General features: G+C 73.5%; 16 protein-coding genes and 1 pseudogene. 6 read left to right on the top strand and 11 right to left on the bottom strand.

Annotated elements, in window-relative coordinates; all coding sequences use genetic code 11:
- Positions 1 to 70: 70 nt before the first annotated feature.
- From JWR81_RS07165 to JWR81_RS07140, 6 genes are read right to left on the bottom strand one after another with little or no spacing between them, the layout of a single operon-like run.
- The gene (locus tag JWR81_RS07165) at positions 71 to 835 is read right to left on the bottom strand and encodes a creatininase family protein (protein WP_297648395.1); all 765 of its coding nucleotides are present in this window, start codon (positions 833 to 835) and stop codon (positions 71 to 73) included.
- Entirely contained in the window at positions 835 to 2,193 is a 1,359-nt protein-coding gene (locus tag JWR81_RS07160; protein ID WP_297648393.1) for an FAD-binding oxidoreductase, read from the bottom strand. The genes JWR81_RS07165 and JWR81_RS07160 overlap by 1 nt, the downstream gene beginning before the upstream one ends.
- Positions 2,190 to 3,368, bottom strand: a complete 1,179-nt coding sequence (locus JWR81_RS07155) for an ABC transporter substrate-binding protein (protein WP_297648391.1) — start codon at positions 3,366 to 3,368, stop codon at positions 2,190 to 2,192. The genes JWR81_RS07160 and JWR81_RS07155 overlap by 4 nt, the downstream gene beginning before the upstream one ends.
- A gap of 20 nt (positions 3,369 to 3,388) precedes the next feature.
- Positions 3,389 to 4,270, bottom strand: coding sequence for an ABC transporter permease (locus JWR81_RS07150; protein ID WP_297648389.1), 882 nt, complete (start codon positions 4,268 to 4,270; stop codon positions 3,389 to 3,391).
- Positions 4,267 to 5,016, bottom strand: coding sequence for an ABC transporter ATP-binding protein (locus tag JWR81_RS07145; RefSeq protein ID WP_297648387.1), 750 nt, complete (start codon positions 5,014 to 5,016; stop codon positions 4,267 to 4,269). Before JWR81_RS07145 ends, JWR81_RS07150 begins: the two co-directional genes overlap by 4 nt.
- 5 nt (positions 5,017 to 5,021) lie before the next feature.
- On the bottom strand, positions 5,022 to 6,284 hold the full coding sequence (locus JWR81_RS07140; RefSeq protein ID WP_297648385.1) for an amidohydrolase family protein: 1,263 nt from the start codon (positions 6,282 to 6,284) through the stop codon (positions 5,022 to 5,024).
- Between the two features lie 107 nt (positions 6,285 to 6,391).
- Between JWR81_RS07140 and JWR81_RS07135 the strand changes: the two genes are divergently transcribed.
- The 4 genes from JWR81_RS07135 to JWR81_RS07120 all read left to right on the top strand — a co-directional run bounded on the left by JWR81_RS07135 (position 6,392) and on the right by JWR81_RS07120 (position 9,639).
- Positions 6,392 to 6,937 (top strand): helix-turn-helix domain-containing protein, encoded by a 546-nt coding sequence (locus tag JWR81_RS07135; protein WP_297648383.1) that lies wholly within the window; start codon positions 6,392 to 6,394, stop codon positions 6,935 to 6,937.
- Positions 6,927 to 7,493, top strand: coding sequence for a pyridoxal 5'-phosphate synthase (locus tag JWR81_RS07130; protein WP_297648381.1), 567 nt, complete (start codon positions 6,927 to 6,929; stop codon positions 7,491 to 7,493). Before JWR81_RS07135 ends, JWR81_RS07130 begins: the two co-directional genes overlap by 11 nt.
- A gap of 161 nt (positions 7,494 to 7,654) precedes the next feature.
- Complete coding sequence (locus JWR81_RS07125; RefSeq protein ID WP_297648379.1) at positions 7,655 to 8,416, top strand: sulfite exporter TauE/SafE family protein; 762 nt, start codon at positions 7,655 to 7,657, stop codon at positions 8,414 to 8,416.
- Positions 8,416 to 9,639, top strand: a complete 1,224-nt coding sequence (locus JWR81_RS07120) for an SLC13 family permease (protein WP_297648463.1) — start codon at positions 8,416 to 8,418, stop codon at positions 9,637 to 9,639. Before JWR81_RS07125 ends, JWR81_RS07120 begins: the two co-directional genes overlap by 1 nt.
- Before the next feature lie 58 nt (positions 9,640 to 9,697).
- Here JWR81_RS07120 and JWR81_RS34270 read toward each other — a convergent pair whose 3' ends face one another.
- Genes JWR81_RS34270 through cobC form a run of 5 tightly spaced genes read right to left on the bottom strand, consistent with a single transcriptional unit; the run spans position 9,698 to position 13,816 of the window.
- A complete protein-coding gene (locus tag JWR81_RS34270) occupies positions 9,698 to 10,423 on the bottom strand; it encodes a histidine phosphatase family protein (protein ID WP_367278751.1) in 726 nt (241 codons plus the stop codon).
- Positions 10,420 to 10,830, bottom strand: a complete 411-nt coding sequence (locus JWR81_RS34265) for a reverse transcriptase-like protein (protein WP_367278750.1) — start codon at positions 10,828 to 10,830, stop codon at positions 10,420 to 10,422. The genes JWR81_RS34270 and JWR81_RS34265 overlap by 4 nt, the downstream gene beginning before the upstream one ends.
- The gene (locus tag JWR81_RS07110) at positions 10,827 to 11,564 is read right to left on the bottom strand and encodes a C4-type zinc ribbon domain-containing protein (protein ID WP_297648377.1); all 738 of its coding nucleotides are present in this window, start codon (positions 11,562 to 11,564) and stop codon (positions 10,827 to 10,829) included. The genes JWR81_RS34265 and JWR81_RS07110 overlap by 4 nt, the downstream gene beginning before the upstream one ends.
- Complete coding sequence (locus tag JWR81_RS07105; protein WP_297648375.1) at positions 11,565 to 12,734, bottom strand: Nif3-like dinuclear metal center hexameric protein; 1,170 nt, start codon at positions 12,732 to 12,734, stop codon at positions 11,565 to 11,567.
- Complete coding sequence (cobC, locus tag JWR81_RS07100; protein ID WP_297648373.1) at positions 12,731 to 13,816, bottom strand: Rv2231c family pyridoxal phosphate-dependent protein CobC; 1,086 nt, start codon at positions 13,814 to 13,816, stop codon at positions 12,731 to 12,733. The genes JWR81_RS07105 and cobC overlap by 4 nt, the downstream gene beginning before the upstream one ends.
- 149 nt (positions 13,817 to 13,965) lie before the next feature.
- Between cobC and JWR81_RS07095 the strand changes: the two genes are divergently transcribed.
- Positions 13,966 to 14,430, top strand: a complete 465-nt coding sequence (locus JWR81_RS07095) for a low molecular weight protein-tyrosine-phosphatase (RefSeq protein ID WP_297648370.1) — start codon at positions 13,966 to 13,968, stop codon at positions 14,428 to 14,430.
- Positions 14,427 to 14,674 (top strand): annotated as a pseudogene (locus JWR81_RS07090) (fructosamine kinase); the annotation flags it as partial. The gene JWR81_RS07095 and the pseudogene JWR81_RS07090, both read left to right, overlap by 4 nt.

Raw genomic sequence — 14,674 nt, 5'->3', positions numbered from 1 at the left:
CCGGACGCACGGCGGCATGGCGATCAGGTCGGCCGCGGGGCAGTCGGCCGAGTTCGCGGAAGGGTGCGGCTCACTGCGTCCGGAACCGGTGGGCCTCGGCGATGACCTCCGCCATCAGCGGCACCGCGCCCGCGAAGAACCGCTTGCCGTCCTCCGCGGTGGCACCGGTGGGGTCGCCGACGTGGCCGTCGGTGCCGAAGTCGTCGCTGGTCCAGCCGAACGACACGCGCTTGCCGAACCCGATGTGCTGGAACTCCTGCAACACCTCCGGCACGTTCGGCACCGCGAGGTCCATCTTCACGAGCCCGGGGCGCAGGTGCAGCATCAGCGACGTCTCGCCGTGGCCGCCGTGCACCCCCATCCCGAGCTCCGACGCCGCCGAGCCACCGCCGCCCTGGTCCACCGGCAAGCCGGGGTGGGCGAAGAACGTGCGCAACCCGAACCGGCGGCGCAGCTCGCGGTTGGCCACCTGCCCGAGCGCGGAGTTGCCGCCGTGCCCGTTGACGAACAGCAGCCGCGTGATGCCCGACGCCTGCAGCGAGCGGCCGATGTCGACCAGCGTGGACATCAGCGTGTCCCACGACAGCCAGATCGAGCCCGGGAACGCGTGGTGCTCGTCGGACTTGGTGAACGCCAGCCCGGGCAGCAGGACCACGGGCACGCCGTCGGCCTCGGCGACGTCCACCGCCGCCGCCGCGATCTCCGTCGCCGTGACGTAGTCGGTGGAGACGGGCAGGTGCGGCCCGTGCTGCTCGATCGCCCCGAGCGGCAGCACGGCCACGGTGTCGGCGGGCAGCGCCGCGATCTCGGGCCAGGTCAGGTCCATGAACCTCATCAGCGCACCCCGATGTTCACGCGTGTGTCGACGGGCGGCGTGGCCGTCAGCTTGCCCGGGTTGAGCAGGCCCTTCGGGTCGGTGCGCTTGGCCGTCTCGATGGCCAGCCCGACGCTGCGGTCGACGTACCACTGGTGCGGCGAGTGCACGCCCAAGCCGAGGGCCTCCATCTTCGGGATGCCGTCGAGCATCGCCTGTTCCCCCTGGTACTCGGCGACGACCATCGCGCCGGGGCCGTGGGCGAAGATCTCCAGGTGCATGTGGACGGGCCCGTCGTAGCAGGCGCGGACGGCCTCCGGGTCGTCCCAGATGGGCAGGCCGCCGGTCTCCATGTGGAACCAGGTGCGCTCCGGGTACGCCCGCTGCAGGAACCAGATGGGGTGGTTGTAGGACATGCCCGACAGGCGGTCGGTCTCGGCGTAGTCGTTCAGCTCTGCCACCACATCACCCCCCGCCGCCCGCACCCGCGACGCCACCTGGGCAGAAGTGGACGCCTCGGCGATGACGCGGAGGCTGAACTTCGTGGGATCCAGGGCCACGGGAGCGTTGAGCGTCGGGACCAGCGCCGGCTCGTCGCCGGACGCCAACCGCGGCAGCGGCCGCACCTCCAGCATCGACCGGTGCGCCGCCACCAGCTCGGCGTAGGTGTCGAACGCCGCGTAGACGGCCGTCCAGTCCCGTGCGGGATCGGTGCGCACCTCCAGTTCGACGACCACGCCGGTGACGCCGTAGGTGTGGACGAACGGCACGAGGTCCTCGCCCGTCACGGTGAACAGCTCGCCGCTGCCGTCCATCGGCGCCACCGTGGCCGCGACGACGAACCCGTCGCTGGTCGTGCCGTGCTCGATCGAGCCGGTGCCCGCGGAGCCGCCGCCCACGAAGCCGCCCAGCGTGGACGTCTTCGTGGAGGGGTACATCCAGATGTCGCGTCCGGCGGCGCGCAGGACCTTGTCGATCGCGGTCATGCGCGCCCCGGCGCCGGTGGTGACGGTGTCCTCGTTCACGCGACCCGAGTGATCGACAGAGATGGCGGTGAGCCCTCGCAGGTCGAGCAGGATGCCGCCGTCGAACGGGGTGGCCTGCCCGTAGTTGCCGGTGCCCGCCCCGCGCGGGGTGACGGGAACGTCGTGCTCGAACGCGACCTGGAGGATCGTCGCCACGTCCTGGCCGGTGGCCGGCCGCACCACCGCGTCGGCGAGGTAACGGCCGGGCGGCACCTTCTCCTGCAGCACCGGCGACATCCGCGACCAGTCCGACGAGACGGTCGTGATCAGGCCCTTCTCCGTGGAGACGGTGCCCGCCCCGCGCTCCGCGATCGCCGCGGCCGCGGCCGCGGTGCGTCCGGCGGTGGTGGTCACGAGAGTTTCACGTTCTTGTCGATGAACTGGTTGGTGTAGAGGGAGTCGGCGGTCGGTGCGGGGCCGGTCAGGGTGCCCGCGGCCTGCAGCAGCGGCACGAAGCGTGCGACGGTGTCCTTCATGCGAGCCGGGTCGAACTGGCCGAACACGCCCGAAGCCGGGTCGTTCTTCACGAACCCGCCCTTGATCTGTGTGGCGGCGGAGAAGTCGGCGTCACCGGCGGTGTAGCTCCAGCCGGTCTGGTAGGAGTCGACGAGCTTGATGATCAGGCCGTTGGTCGGGCCGGGCGTCTTCAGGTAGTCCACCTCGGCCTGCTGCATGATCGGCACGAGCTTCTTCAGGCACGGCGTGAGCTCGGCGAGCTTGTCGGAGCGCACGGCCAGCGGCTCGGGGTAGATCGAGTAGCCGTAGTTCGACAGCGGCTCGGACCCGATCGGCTTCTTCCACTGCGCGATCTCGTTCTCGTAGATGTACGGCTCGGCCGTCGCGAAGCCCTGCTGCATGATCTTCGGGTCGGACACGAAGCGCGCGGGCGTGCCGTCGTAGCTGGTGTCGGCCTGGCTCTTCGCCATGATCCTCTGCGACTCCAGCAGCGCGGGGATGATCTCGCCCGAGGTCACGACGGGGACGCCGGTGCCCGCCACCTGCTTGACGGTGGTCATGCCCGGGTGGCTGGCGGGGTCCCACATGAGGATCTGCGGGCTGACGGTCATCTGCGACGTCACGGCGACCGTCGGCTGCTTCGCGGCGGCGGAGACGATTGCCTGGTCGGTGTTGACGGCGCCGAACGTGATCGACGGGTCGATGTACATCAGCGCGGGCACGGGCTGGAAGCCGGTGTTCGAGCCGCCGGCCCGTACCTCGACCTTCACGCCGGTGTCGACGCCCTGCGCGACGAGCGGGCCGGTGACGGACTTCTTGTCGGAGTCGATCGTGTAGCCGGGGCCGACGACCGAGTACATCGCGCCGTGCTCGGCCTCGGGCTGCCAGTCCTGCTGCATGACGACGGTGGCCGGGCAACCAGCCGCCTTGAGGTCGAGCGGGCCGCCCGCCGGAGCGGTGGGGGCTGCCGCCGTGGCCGACTCGGTGCTGGTGCCCGACCCGCACGCGGCGAGCACGAGCGCGGCGGCGAGGGCCACAGCGATCCTCGGGGCCAGGAGGGCTGTTCTGCGCATGCGAGCTCCTTGGAGAGGGGTCATCGTGACGCCCGGCCGTACCAGCGGCCGACGACCGCACGGTCGAGTGCGGCGAACGCGGTGAAGAACGCGACGCCGAAGAGCGCCGTCAGGGTGACGGCGGTGAGCAGGGGCTCCATCGACAGGCGCTGCGTGTACACGCGCAGCAGCCCGCCGATGCCGGGGGAACCCTGCTGGAAGAAGAAGTCGCCGACGATCGCGCCGATCACCGCGAGGCCCGCGGCGTTGCGAAGCCCCGTGAAGATCGACGGGACGGCGGCGGGGAACTGGAGCTTGAGCAGCCGCTGCGCGCGCGTGGCGCGGTTGAGCGTCATGAGGTCGTGCGCCTCGGCCGTGGCCGACTGCAGACCGAAGAAGGTGTTGGAGATCATCGGGAACACCGCGATGATCACGCAGACCGTGATGCGGGCCGGGAAGCCGTAGCCCATCCAGATGCCGATGAGCGGCACCAGGGCGAGGATCGGGATGGTCTGCAGGATCACCGCGTAGGGGTAGAGGATCTTCTCCGCCCACGAGAACTGGGACATCACCACGGCCCAGCCGATGCCGATCACCACGGCGATCGCCAGCCCGATGATCGCCACGGCGACGCTGCGGCCGAGGCCCTCCAGCATCGGGCCCATGACGTTCGGGTTCGACAGCGCCGTGCCGTACGCCTGGTCGGGCGGCGGCAGCAGGAAGCGCTGGTCGGACGGCAGCACGAGGTAGCTCACCGCGTACCAGACGGCGGCGATGCCGGCGAGCGCCAGGACGGTCGTCGTCGTGCGGACGAGCGCGCCGCGCCACCACGGGCGACCCGGCGACCCGGCCACGGCGAGGGACGGGGGCGCCTCGAGCGTGGGGGGCGGCGCGGCGTCGACGGAGATCGCGGGGCGCGTCAAGAGTGCTCTCCCAGGGCGTCCGACACCTGGCCGGTGAGAGTCGCGAACTCGGCGTCGTAGCGCAGCGAGGGCGGGCGCGGGTACTCCCACGGGATCGGCACGTCGGCCACGATCCGCCCGGGCCGCCCGCTCATCACCAGCACGCGGGTGGAGAGGTAGACCGCCTCCGACACCGAGTGCGTGATGAACAGCCCGGCGAAGCGCCGCAGCCGGAAGATCGTCTGCAGCTCGGTCTGCATCTGCAGCCGGGTGATCTCGTCCAGGGCGCCGAAGGGCTCGTCGAACAGCGCGAGGTCGGGCTCCGCTACGAGTGCCCGGGCCAGCGAGACGCGCATGCGCATGCCGCCCGAGAGCTGGCGCGGGTACTGGCGCTCGAACCCGGTGAGACCGACGAGGTCGAGCACCTCCTGCGCCCGCCTGCGCCGCTCCTCGCGCGGCACCCCGCGCAGCTCCTGCACCAGCTCGACGTTGCGGGCGGCGGTGCGCCATTCCAGCAGCGTGGGGTCCTGGAAGACGTAGCCGGTGGATGTGGCGTCGACGCCCACGGTGCCGCTGGTGGCGTCGTCGAGGCCGGACGCGAGCCGCAGCAGCGTCGACTTGCCGCAGCCCGACGGGCCGACGACGGACACGAAGTCGCCGGGGTTCAGGCTCAGGCTGACGTCGGTCAGTGCGACCGTCCCGGTGGGGAACCGCTTCGTGACGCCGTCCAGCACCAACCGGGGACGGCTGGGCGCTGTTGTCGTCAAGGTGATCACCTCGCGATCAGCAGAGGGAGATCCACCGCGCGGTGGACCCGGGTGTCGGCGACCACGCGGCCGCCGTGGAGCACGATCCTGGCGTCCTCGGCGCCCGCGAGCAGGTCGCCCGCCTCGGTGTCGGGCACGAGCATGAGGTCGGCGACGTCGCCGGGGGCCACGCCGGCCTGCGGGAGGCCCAGCACCTCGCGGGCGCCCGTCGTCACCGCGGCGAGCGCCTGCTCGGCGGTGAGGAAGCCCGCCGTCATGAGCAGCGACGTCGTCTCGAACGGGTCGGCGCGGCCGGCCGGGTTGAACGGGTCGCGCAGGTTGTCCGCTCCCGCGGCCAGCGGGATTCCGGCGTCGAGGATCTGCCGGAGCGCCGCCAGCCCGCGCGGAGCGGCGTGGGTGACCTCGCGGGCCTGCAGGTAGAGGTTGGTGATCGGCAGCGTGACGACGCCGAGCCCGGCGCGGGCCACCAGGTCCAGGATCGGGGCGAGCCGCTCGGGCTCCAGCATGCCCAGGCGCACGCAGTGCGACGCCGTGACGCGCTGCGCCAGGCCGCGGGCGAGCACCTGTTCGGCGAGGTCGACGATGTCGAAACGCTCGTCGGGCAGGGTGACGTCGAGCTGCTCGTCCGCGTGCAGGTCCACCGGCAGCCCGGTGCGCTCGGCGACGTCGAGCATGCGGGTGACCTCGTGGTGCGGGTCCGGCGCGAGGTGCGGGCAGCCGCCGATGACGTCGATGCCGCGGGCCACGGCCTCGGCGACCGCCGCGTCGGAGGCCTCGGAGCCGGCCAGCAGGCAGACCTGCAGCGTCACGCGGCCGCGCAGCTGCTCGCGCAGGGCGACGAGCGCGTCGACGCCGCGCAGGGGGTCGCCCTCGCGCGCCACGTCGACGTGCGTGCGGATCGTGGTGATGCCGCGGGCCACGTAACGGTGGACGGCGGCCAGCGCCCGGGCGTGCACGTCGGCGGTGTCGATGCCGGGCAGGATCGCGCGCCACTGCTCGATGGCGGCCACGAGGTCGTTGCCCGCTCCGGGATCGACGCGCGGCGCGGTGAGAGCCTTGTCCAGGTGTGCGTGCGGCTCGCAGGCGGCGGGCAGCACCCGCCACCCGGATGCGTCGAGCTCGGCGCCCTCGCCCGGCACCACCCCGACGACGCCACCCTCCAGCGCGACGTCACCGAGCGTGCCGTCGGGGAGCCGGACCCCGCGCACGACTCCGACCATCTCACCCGCGAGCTGGGCGGCGCCGTCAGGCGGGCCGATGGCTCTCATCGCTTACTGCTCCTGACCTGCTGATTATTGATGTAGGTACTATAGGTGCCGACCGTAGGTAACCCGTGTTTCGTGTTCGTCACCGACTTCCCTCGGACGTGTGAACCGTGAAGAGCACCCTGCAGCGTGAGGCCGACGTCCGTCTCGGGCAGGCCATCCGCGGCATGCGCCGTGATCTCGGGCTGACGTTGGTCCAGGTTGCGGCCGCGTCAGGTCTGTCGCAACCGTTCCTGTCCCAGCTGGAGCTGGGTCGCACCCGGCCGTCGATGCGGTCGCTGTTCCGAATCGCCGGCGCGCTGGGCACGACCCAGCAGGCCTTGCTGGCCCTCGCGGACAACCCGGAGGGCGAGACCGTCCCCTACGATGTCGGCGCACAGGGCGGTGGCCGGCTGCTGCTGCACGGACCGAGCGCCGACGTCACCGAGTTCGTGGGCGTCTCCGAGGAGTTCGCCGAGTACTTCCGCCACGACCGCCACGAGCTTCTCTACGTCGTCCGCGGCATGGTGGAACTGGAGCTGCGCGAGCACGGCGAGAGCACGGTGCGCATCCTGCGGCCGCGCGACTGCGTCGGGTACGCGGGCACCGTCGAACACCGTTTCCGTCAGGTCGGCCCCGAGGAGTGCGTCGTGGTGGTGGTGCACAGTGGCGCGTGAGGAACTCGCCGGCAACCCCCTCGACGTCCTCGCGAGGTGGGCCGCCGAGGCGGGCGGCCTGCCCGCGGCGATGACGCTGGCCACCGCCGACGCCGACGGCGCCCCGCACGCGCGCACGGTCCTGGCCACGGTCGTGGACGCGACCTCGCTGCGGTTCCACTCGTCGGTGCCGACGACCAAGACGAAGGACATCGCCGCCAACCCCCGCGTGTCCGCCGTCTTCCTGTGGGCCGAGCAGGGCCGGCAGGTGGTGCTGACCGGCACGGCCGCGGAGCTCGACGCCGCGACCTCCCGCGCGGCGTTCCCCACCCGCCCCCGTCCGCTGCAGGTGCTGGCATGTGTCTACGAGGACCTCACACCCGACGAGCCGCTGGCTCCCGGGGCGTTGCAGCAGGCCTACGACGCGGCGGCCGACACCGTGGAGATGCCCCCGAGCTGGACCACCGTCCGCCTCGAGCCGGTGCAGATGGACTTCTGGCAGGTCGGCGCCCCGCCGCACAAGACCCGCTTCGTGAAGGACGGGGAGGGCTGGCGCACGTACGAGGTGCTCCCCTGACCGAGGCCGGGGAGCCGATCGGCCCGCCCACCCCGCGAGTCGACACACGGGGTCACCACCTGCGGGATCCGGATCCGGCTCGTCCACCACGGCCCCATCCTCGCTCCCCCGGGGGTGTCCCACGTAACGCACGCGGCGGACCGCCGGGATAGCGTGCCGCCGTGATCTCCACGTCGCCTGGTGGGTTGGTGTTCCTGCTCCTCGCAGGACTGGTGGCGGGTGGCGTCAACGCCGTCGCCGGCGGGGGGTCACTGCTGGTGTTCCCCGCTCTGCTGGCGGTCGGCTTCCCACCGCTGGCGGCGAACGTCACCAACTCGGTGGCGCAGTGGCCCGGCTACGTCGGCATGGTCGCCGGCAACCGCACCGAACTGCGGGGGCAGCGCCGGCGCATCGTCCTGACCTCGATCGTCGCCGTCGTGGGCTCGGCGGTGGGGTGCGTGCTCCTGCTGACCCTCCCGGGCGCGGTGTTCGACGCCGTCGTGCCGATCCTGGTGCTGCTGGCCAGCGTGCTGCTGGGGCTGTCGCCGTGGATCAAGCGCTGGATCGGTGCCCCCGAGGCCGGCTCACCCGACCGGACGGCGGTACTGCTGCCCGCGGTCTTCCTCGCGGCCGTGTACGGCGGGTACTTCGGTGGGGCGCTGGGCGTCATCCTCGTGGCCACGCTCTCCCTGTGCGCTCACGACACGCTCGTGCGGCTCAACGCACTCAAGGGCCTGCTGTCGCTGGTGATCGCCAGCGTCACCGTCGCGGTCTTCGCGTTCGGCGCCCCGGTGAACTGGCTCGCGGTGGCGCTGCTCGCCCCGACCACCCTGGTCGGCGGGTTCCTCGGCGCACGGGTCGCGCGCAGGCTGCCGGAGGACGTGCTGCGCTGGTCGGTGGTGGTCCTCGGCATCGCGGTCGGCATCTATCTGCTCGTCACGTGATGCTCCTGGTCTCGGCCCTGCTGCTGCTGGCCGTGCTCGTCACCGCGGTCGCGCGGCCGTGGGGCATCCCGGAGGCGGCGGTCGCGGTGCCGGCGGCCGTGCTGGCCGTGGCACTCGGGCTGGTGTCGCTGCCCACCGCGCTGGCCGAGGTGGTGGACCTCGGGCCGACCGTCGGCTTCCTCGCCGCGATCCTGCTGCTCGGCCACCTCGCCGACGTCGAGGGCGTGTTCTCCTGGCTCGGCGTCCGCCTCGCGAAGGCCTCGGCCGGGCGACCCCAGCGGCTGCTGGTACTGGTGTTCGCCGCTGCCGCGGGAACCACGGCCGTACTGAGCCTCGACGCCACCGTCGTGCTGCTCACGCCCGTCGTCCTCGCGACGGCCGCGCGTGTGCGCCTGCCGGAGCGCCCCCACGTCTACGCGTGCGGGCACCTGTCGAACTCGGCGTCGACGCTGCTGCCGGTCTCCAACCTCACGAACCTGCTCGCGTTCGCCGCGTCCGGGCTGACGTTCCTCGGGTTCACCGCGCTGATGGTGCTGCCGTGGCTGGTGAGCATCGCCGTCGAGTACCTGGTGCTGCGCTGGTGGTTCCGCGCCGACCTACGCGGACCCGCTCCCCCGCCGGAACCCGACGACCGGCCGGCCCCGCTGTTCGCGCTGGTGGTGATCGGGCTGACGCTGGTGGGGTTCGGGGTGTCGTCGCCGCTGGGCATCATGCCGGTGTGGGTGGCGACCGTCGGCGCCGTCGTGCTGGCCGCCCGCGCGCTGGCGCGCCAGGAGATCACCCCGTTCGGCGTGGTGAAGGCGGCCTCGATCCCGTTCTGCCTGTTCGTGCTGGCGCTGGGCGTCGTCGTCGCGGCGGTGGGGGCGAACGGGCTAACGGCGGCCCTGCGCATCGTCACCCCCGAGGCCCCGACGCTGGTCGGGCTGCTGGCGATGGCCGGCATCGCGGCCGTGCTGGCCAACGTCGTCAACAACCTGCCCGCCACGCTCGTACTGCTCGACGTGCTGGGCCCGCACCCGTCGCCCGGGCTGGTGCTGGCGGTGTTGCTGGGCGTGAACATCGGGCCGAACCTCACCTACCTGGGCAGCCTCGCCACGCTGCTGTGGCGGCAGGTGCTGGGCGCCGAGAAGCAGCCGAGCATCCGGGAGTTCACCAGCCTGGGCCTGCTGACGGTGCCCCCCGCACTGGCGGCGGCGGCGGTGGCGCTGTGGCTGGTGCTGTGATCACCCATCGCGCAACCCCTCGAAGGCGACGAGCTGCATCGGGTTGCGCGGCGGGCGATCAGTCCGACGGGTGGTAGCTCGTGTCGTTCACCAACCGGACGCTGGCGCCGCCGTCCGGGTAGAAGTTGACCTCCGACAGGCTCGCCAGGTCCAGGTGCAGGCGGTAGAGCATCTCCGGGCCGCCCACGAGCGCCTGGCGCAGCACCATCTTGATCGGCGTCACGTGGCTGACCAGCACCACCGTCCCCCCCGGGTGGGACGCGACGATGTCCGCGCGCTCGGCCTCGACGCGCCGCCCGACGGCCGCGAAGCTCTCGCCCCCGGGCGGGGCGGCGTCCTCGGAGCCGAGCCAGGCGGCGTGCAGTTCGGGGTCGCGCTCGCGGGCCTCGGAGAACGTCAGACCCTCCCAGGCGCCGAAGTCGGTCTCGATCAGCCGCTCGCGCACGACGAGCGGGGTGCCCGTCGTCTCGGCGACGGCGGCCGCCGTCTGACGGGCGCGGCGCAGCGGGGAGGACAGGATCGCGGTGATGTCCTTCACCTCGCCCAGCCGCATCGCCGCTGCGGCCGCCTGGCGGTGGCCGAGCGCGGTGAGCTCGGGGTCGCCGTGGCCGGAGTACCGGCGGCCGACCGACAGCTCGGTCTGGCCGTGGCGCAGCAGCAGGATGCGGGTGGGTGCGCCGACCTGCCCGGTCCACGCGGACGACGCCGCGGGGTCCGGGGTGGCCGGAGCAGGGCCGTCAGGGACGCGTTCGGGCCCGATCGCCGTCTCGTTCTCGCTGCTCACAGGCCCGCCTGCGCGTCCATCGCCTGGTTGGCCAGCGCGTCGGCCCGGCTGTTGCGGGCGCGCGGGATCCAGCCGAAGCGCACCGTGCCGATCTCCTCGACGAGGCCGCCCGCCTCCTTGGCCAGCGGCTGCATCGCGGGGTGCTTGATCTTCCAGCGCCCTGACATCTGCTCGACGACGAGCTTGGAGTCCATCCGCACCTCGACGTCGGTGGCCCCCAGCTCGATCGCGGCGCGCAGCCCGGCGATCAGGCCCTGGTACTCGGCGACGTTGTTGGTGGTGACGCCCAGTCCCTCGGCGCGCTCGGCGAGCACCTCCTCGGTGACGGGGTCCAGCACGACGGCGCCGTAGCCGGCGGGGCCGGGGTTGCCCCGCGAGCCCCCGTCCGCCTCGACGATCAGCTTCACAGGCCCGACTCCGGGGTGCGGACCAGGATCACGCCGCACTCCTCGCAGTGCACCACCTCGTCGGCGGGGGCGGCCTTCAGCTCCGACAGTGCGGTGCGGTCCAGCTCGAGACGGCACGCCTGGCAGCGACGCTGCTGCAGCAGGGCCGCACCCACCCCCTGGGACGCGCGCCGCTTGTCGTAGGCGGCGAGCAGCTCGGTGGGCAGGCCCTTCGTGGCCTCCTCGCGGGCCCGGCGTCGGCCGCCCTCACCCGCGTCGATGTCGGCGACGGCGGTGTCGCGGCGCTCGATGATGTCGGCCACCAACTGCTCCGCGGCGTCGACCTCGGTGCGGGAGTGCTCGACGTCCAGGCCGACGGCCTCGCGCTGCTCCATGATCTCGAGCTGCTCGTCCTCCAGCACGCCCTGGCGGCGCTTGAGCGTCTCCAGCTCGTGCTGCAGGTCGGCGGCCTGCTTGGCGGCGATGCCGGAGCCGGCGAGCAGCTGGTTGTCGCGGTCGGTGCGGGCGCGCACACCCTCGACGTCGCGTTCGATGCGGCGGATGTCGCGGTCGAGGTCGCCCGCGGTGGTCTCCACCTCCACGAGCTTGTCCTTGGCGGTGCGCACGGCCGCCTCGGCCGCGACGAGCTCGGCGACCTCGGGCAGGGTGCGGCGGCGGTGGGCGAGCCTCGAGAGCTCGGCGTCGACCTGGGCGAGGTCCAGCAGCCGCCGTTGGACGGCGGGGTCGGCCTTCATTCAGCCATCCTTCAGTTGGGACTGTCTTCCGGTGTCCGGCGCCACCGTCCACGGATCCGTGCGGCGACGCGAAACGCGAACCTCGACGCTACCGCCAAGCGCCGCGCGCACGACGTCGGCCGCCTGCGCGCACCACGGCCACTCCGACGCCCAGTGCGCCACGTCGACGAGCGCGGGGGTCGGACGCCCGGCCAGGGTGCCCGCGAGGAGGTGCTCAGAGGCCGGGTGGTGGCGCAGGTCGGCCGTGACGTAGGCGTCGACGCCGGCCGCGGTCGCCGCCCCCAGCGCCGAATCGCCCGCACCGCCGCACACCGCGACCCGCCCGACGATCCGGTCCGGGTCGCCCGCCGCGCGCACGCCCCACGCCGTGGCGGGGAGCCCGGCGGCGACCCGCTCGGCGAACGCCGACAGCGGCTCGGGCTCCGCGAGCGTCCCGATCCGGCCCAGCCCCCGCGACGACGGCAGCTCGGCCAGCTCCAGCACGTCGAACGCGGGCTCCTCGTACGGGTGCGACGCCCGCAGCGCCGCCACCACCGCGGCCCGCCTCCCGCGCGGCAGCACCATCTCCAGGCGGGTCTCGGCGACGCGCTCCAGCCGCCCGACCTCGCCGATCGCGGGGTGCGCGCCGTCGAGCGGCTTGAACTGGCCGGTGCCCGCCGTCGCGAACGAGCAGTGGCTGTAGTCGCCGATGCTGCCCGCGCCCGCGGCCGAGAGCGCGTCGTGCACGGCGGTGATCGACGGGCCCACCGGGATGAACGTGACGATCTTGTCCAGGGCCTGCTCCGGCACCCCGACCAGCGGCGACTCGACGGTCAGCCCGATCGCGGCCGCGAGGGCGTCGGACACGCCGGGATCGGCGGAGTCGGCGTTGGTGTGGGCGGTGAAGAGCGCCGTGCCGTTGCGGATGAGGCGGTGCACCAGCGCGCCCTTGGGCGTGTCGGCGCCGACGCCGTGCACCCCGCGGAGCAGCAGGGGGTGGTGGGTGACGAGCAGCTGGTCGTCTGCCGCCTCCTCCACGGTCTCGGGCACCGGGTCGACCGCGACCAGCACCGAGGAGACGAGCTCGTCCGGGTCGCCGCAGACGAGGCCGACGGCGTCCCAGTCCGCGGCGAGCGCGGGCGGGTAGGCGGCCTCGAGGGCGGCGATGACGTCGCCGACACGGGCGCTCATGCCGGGCTCCCGACCGCCGTGCGCGCACACGCGGCGTGGAGCCCGGCGACGAGCCGCTCCACCTGCTCACGCGGCCGGACCGCCACGCGGATGTGGTCGGGGCCCAGGCCCGGGAACGTGTCACCGCGGCGCACCGCGATCCCGGACGCCCGGAGCTCGCCTCGCACGCGCTCCCCGTGGCCGTCGGGCAGCCGCAGCAGCAGGTAGGGCGCGCGGCCGGGCAGCACCTCGACGCCAGGCACCGCGGTCAGCGCCGCCTCCTGCTCGGCCCGGGCGACGGCGAGGCGCCGGGCCATCGCCTCGGCCTCCGCGACGGCCGCCGGCTCGCAGCAGGCGATCACGGCCTCGCACGCGAGGGTGGACACCGGCCACGGCGGGCGCGGGGCGGCGAGGCGGGCGAGCAGCCCGGGTTCGCCGAGCGCGTACCCGGCGCGCAGGCCCGCCAGCGCCCAGGTCTTGGTGAGGCTGCGGAACACGAGCACGCCCTGGATCCGTTGCGCGGCCAGGGATTCGCCCTCACCCGGGATCGCGTCGGCGAACGCCTCGTCGACGAGCAGCACCCGGCCCGGCGCGGCCAGCGCGGCCACGTCGGCGGCCGGGTGCAGCACGCCCGTCGGGTTGGTGGGGTTGCCGACCACGACGAGGTCCGCCTCGGCGGGGACGTCGGCGGGGTGCAGGCGATGGCCGTCCGCGACGCTCGTGAGCACCCGCGTCACGGGCACGCCGGCGTCGCGCAGGGCGGCCTCCGGCTCGGTGAACCCGGGGTGCAGCACCGCGGCGAGGCGCGGGCGCAGGGCCGGGAGCAGCGCGAAGCCCTCCGCGCTGCCGGCGAGGAGCAGCACCTCGTCGGGCCGGCGCCCGTGCCGCGCGGCGACGACCTCGCGGGCGCGGGCGTCGTGCGCGGCCGAGGGGTAGCGGCCGAGGTCGTCCAGGGCGGCGACGAGGCGGTCGCGCAGCCAGCCGGGCGGGCCCGAGCCCTGGACGTTCACCGCGAAGTCGAGCAGCCCGGGCTCGGCGTCGACGTCGCCGTGGTGACGCAGCGGCGCGACGTCGTCGGGAGCTCCCGGATGACGGTGATCCATGTAGGCACCCTACGGCGACGGGCCGGCCGGACCACCGGCTCCCGCGTGTGGGAACGGCAGGTGACACGGGACACGGTCGTCGCCGCGGTCGCCACCCGGAAGTGGGCGCCGGTCCTTTGCGTGGCCGAACGGTCGGCAAGACTGCACCGGTGAGCCTTCACGTCACCTTCGTCTGTACCGGCAACATCTGCCGCTCCCCCATCGCCGAGAAGGTCTTCGCCACCGAGCTGGAACGCGCCGGGCTCGCCGACGGCGTGCAGGTCACCAGCGCCGGCACCGGCGGCTGGCACGTCGGCGCGGCCGCCGACGACCGCGCCGCCGCCGTGCTGCGCGCCGAGGGCTACCCCGCCGAGCACGTCGCCCGCCAGATCGACGCCGAGCAGCTCTCCGCCGACCTCATCGTGGCGCTCGACAACACCCATCGCCGCGCCGTCCAGTCGAAGGTGCCCGAGCCCGACCGCGTCCGGCTGCTGCGCTCCTTCGACCCCGCCTCGCCCGCCGGGGCGGACGTCCCCGACCCGTACTACGGCGACGACGAGGGCTTCGTCGAGGTGCTGGCGCAGGTGAAGGCGGCCGTGCCCGGCATGATCGACTGGGTGCGTATGCACAAGTGACGGTCCTCGGCGAGCAGGTCGTCCGGAGCGTCCCCCTCGGCAGCGGCGTCGAGCGGGTGGAGCTCGCGGACGGGCGCACCGTGGTCGTCAAGGCGGGCGACGACGCGGCGGAGGCAGCCGGGCTGCGGTGGCTCGCCGTGCCGGACGGGCCGCCCGTTCCCGCGGTGCTGGACGTCGGCCCCGGGCGGCTCGTCACCACGTACGTGGCCGCCGGCACACCGGGCCGCGACGCCGCGGCGACACT

It is taken from the genome of Pseudonocardia sp. (assembly GCF_025965585.1).
Lineage (GTDB): Bacteria > Actinomycetota > Actinomycetes > Mycobacteriales > Pseudonocardiaceae > Pseudonocardia.
The sequence above is the reverse complement of the archived record's forward strand: the minus strand, read 5'-3'. Positions and strand labels throughout refer to the sequence as shown.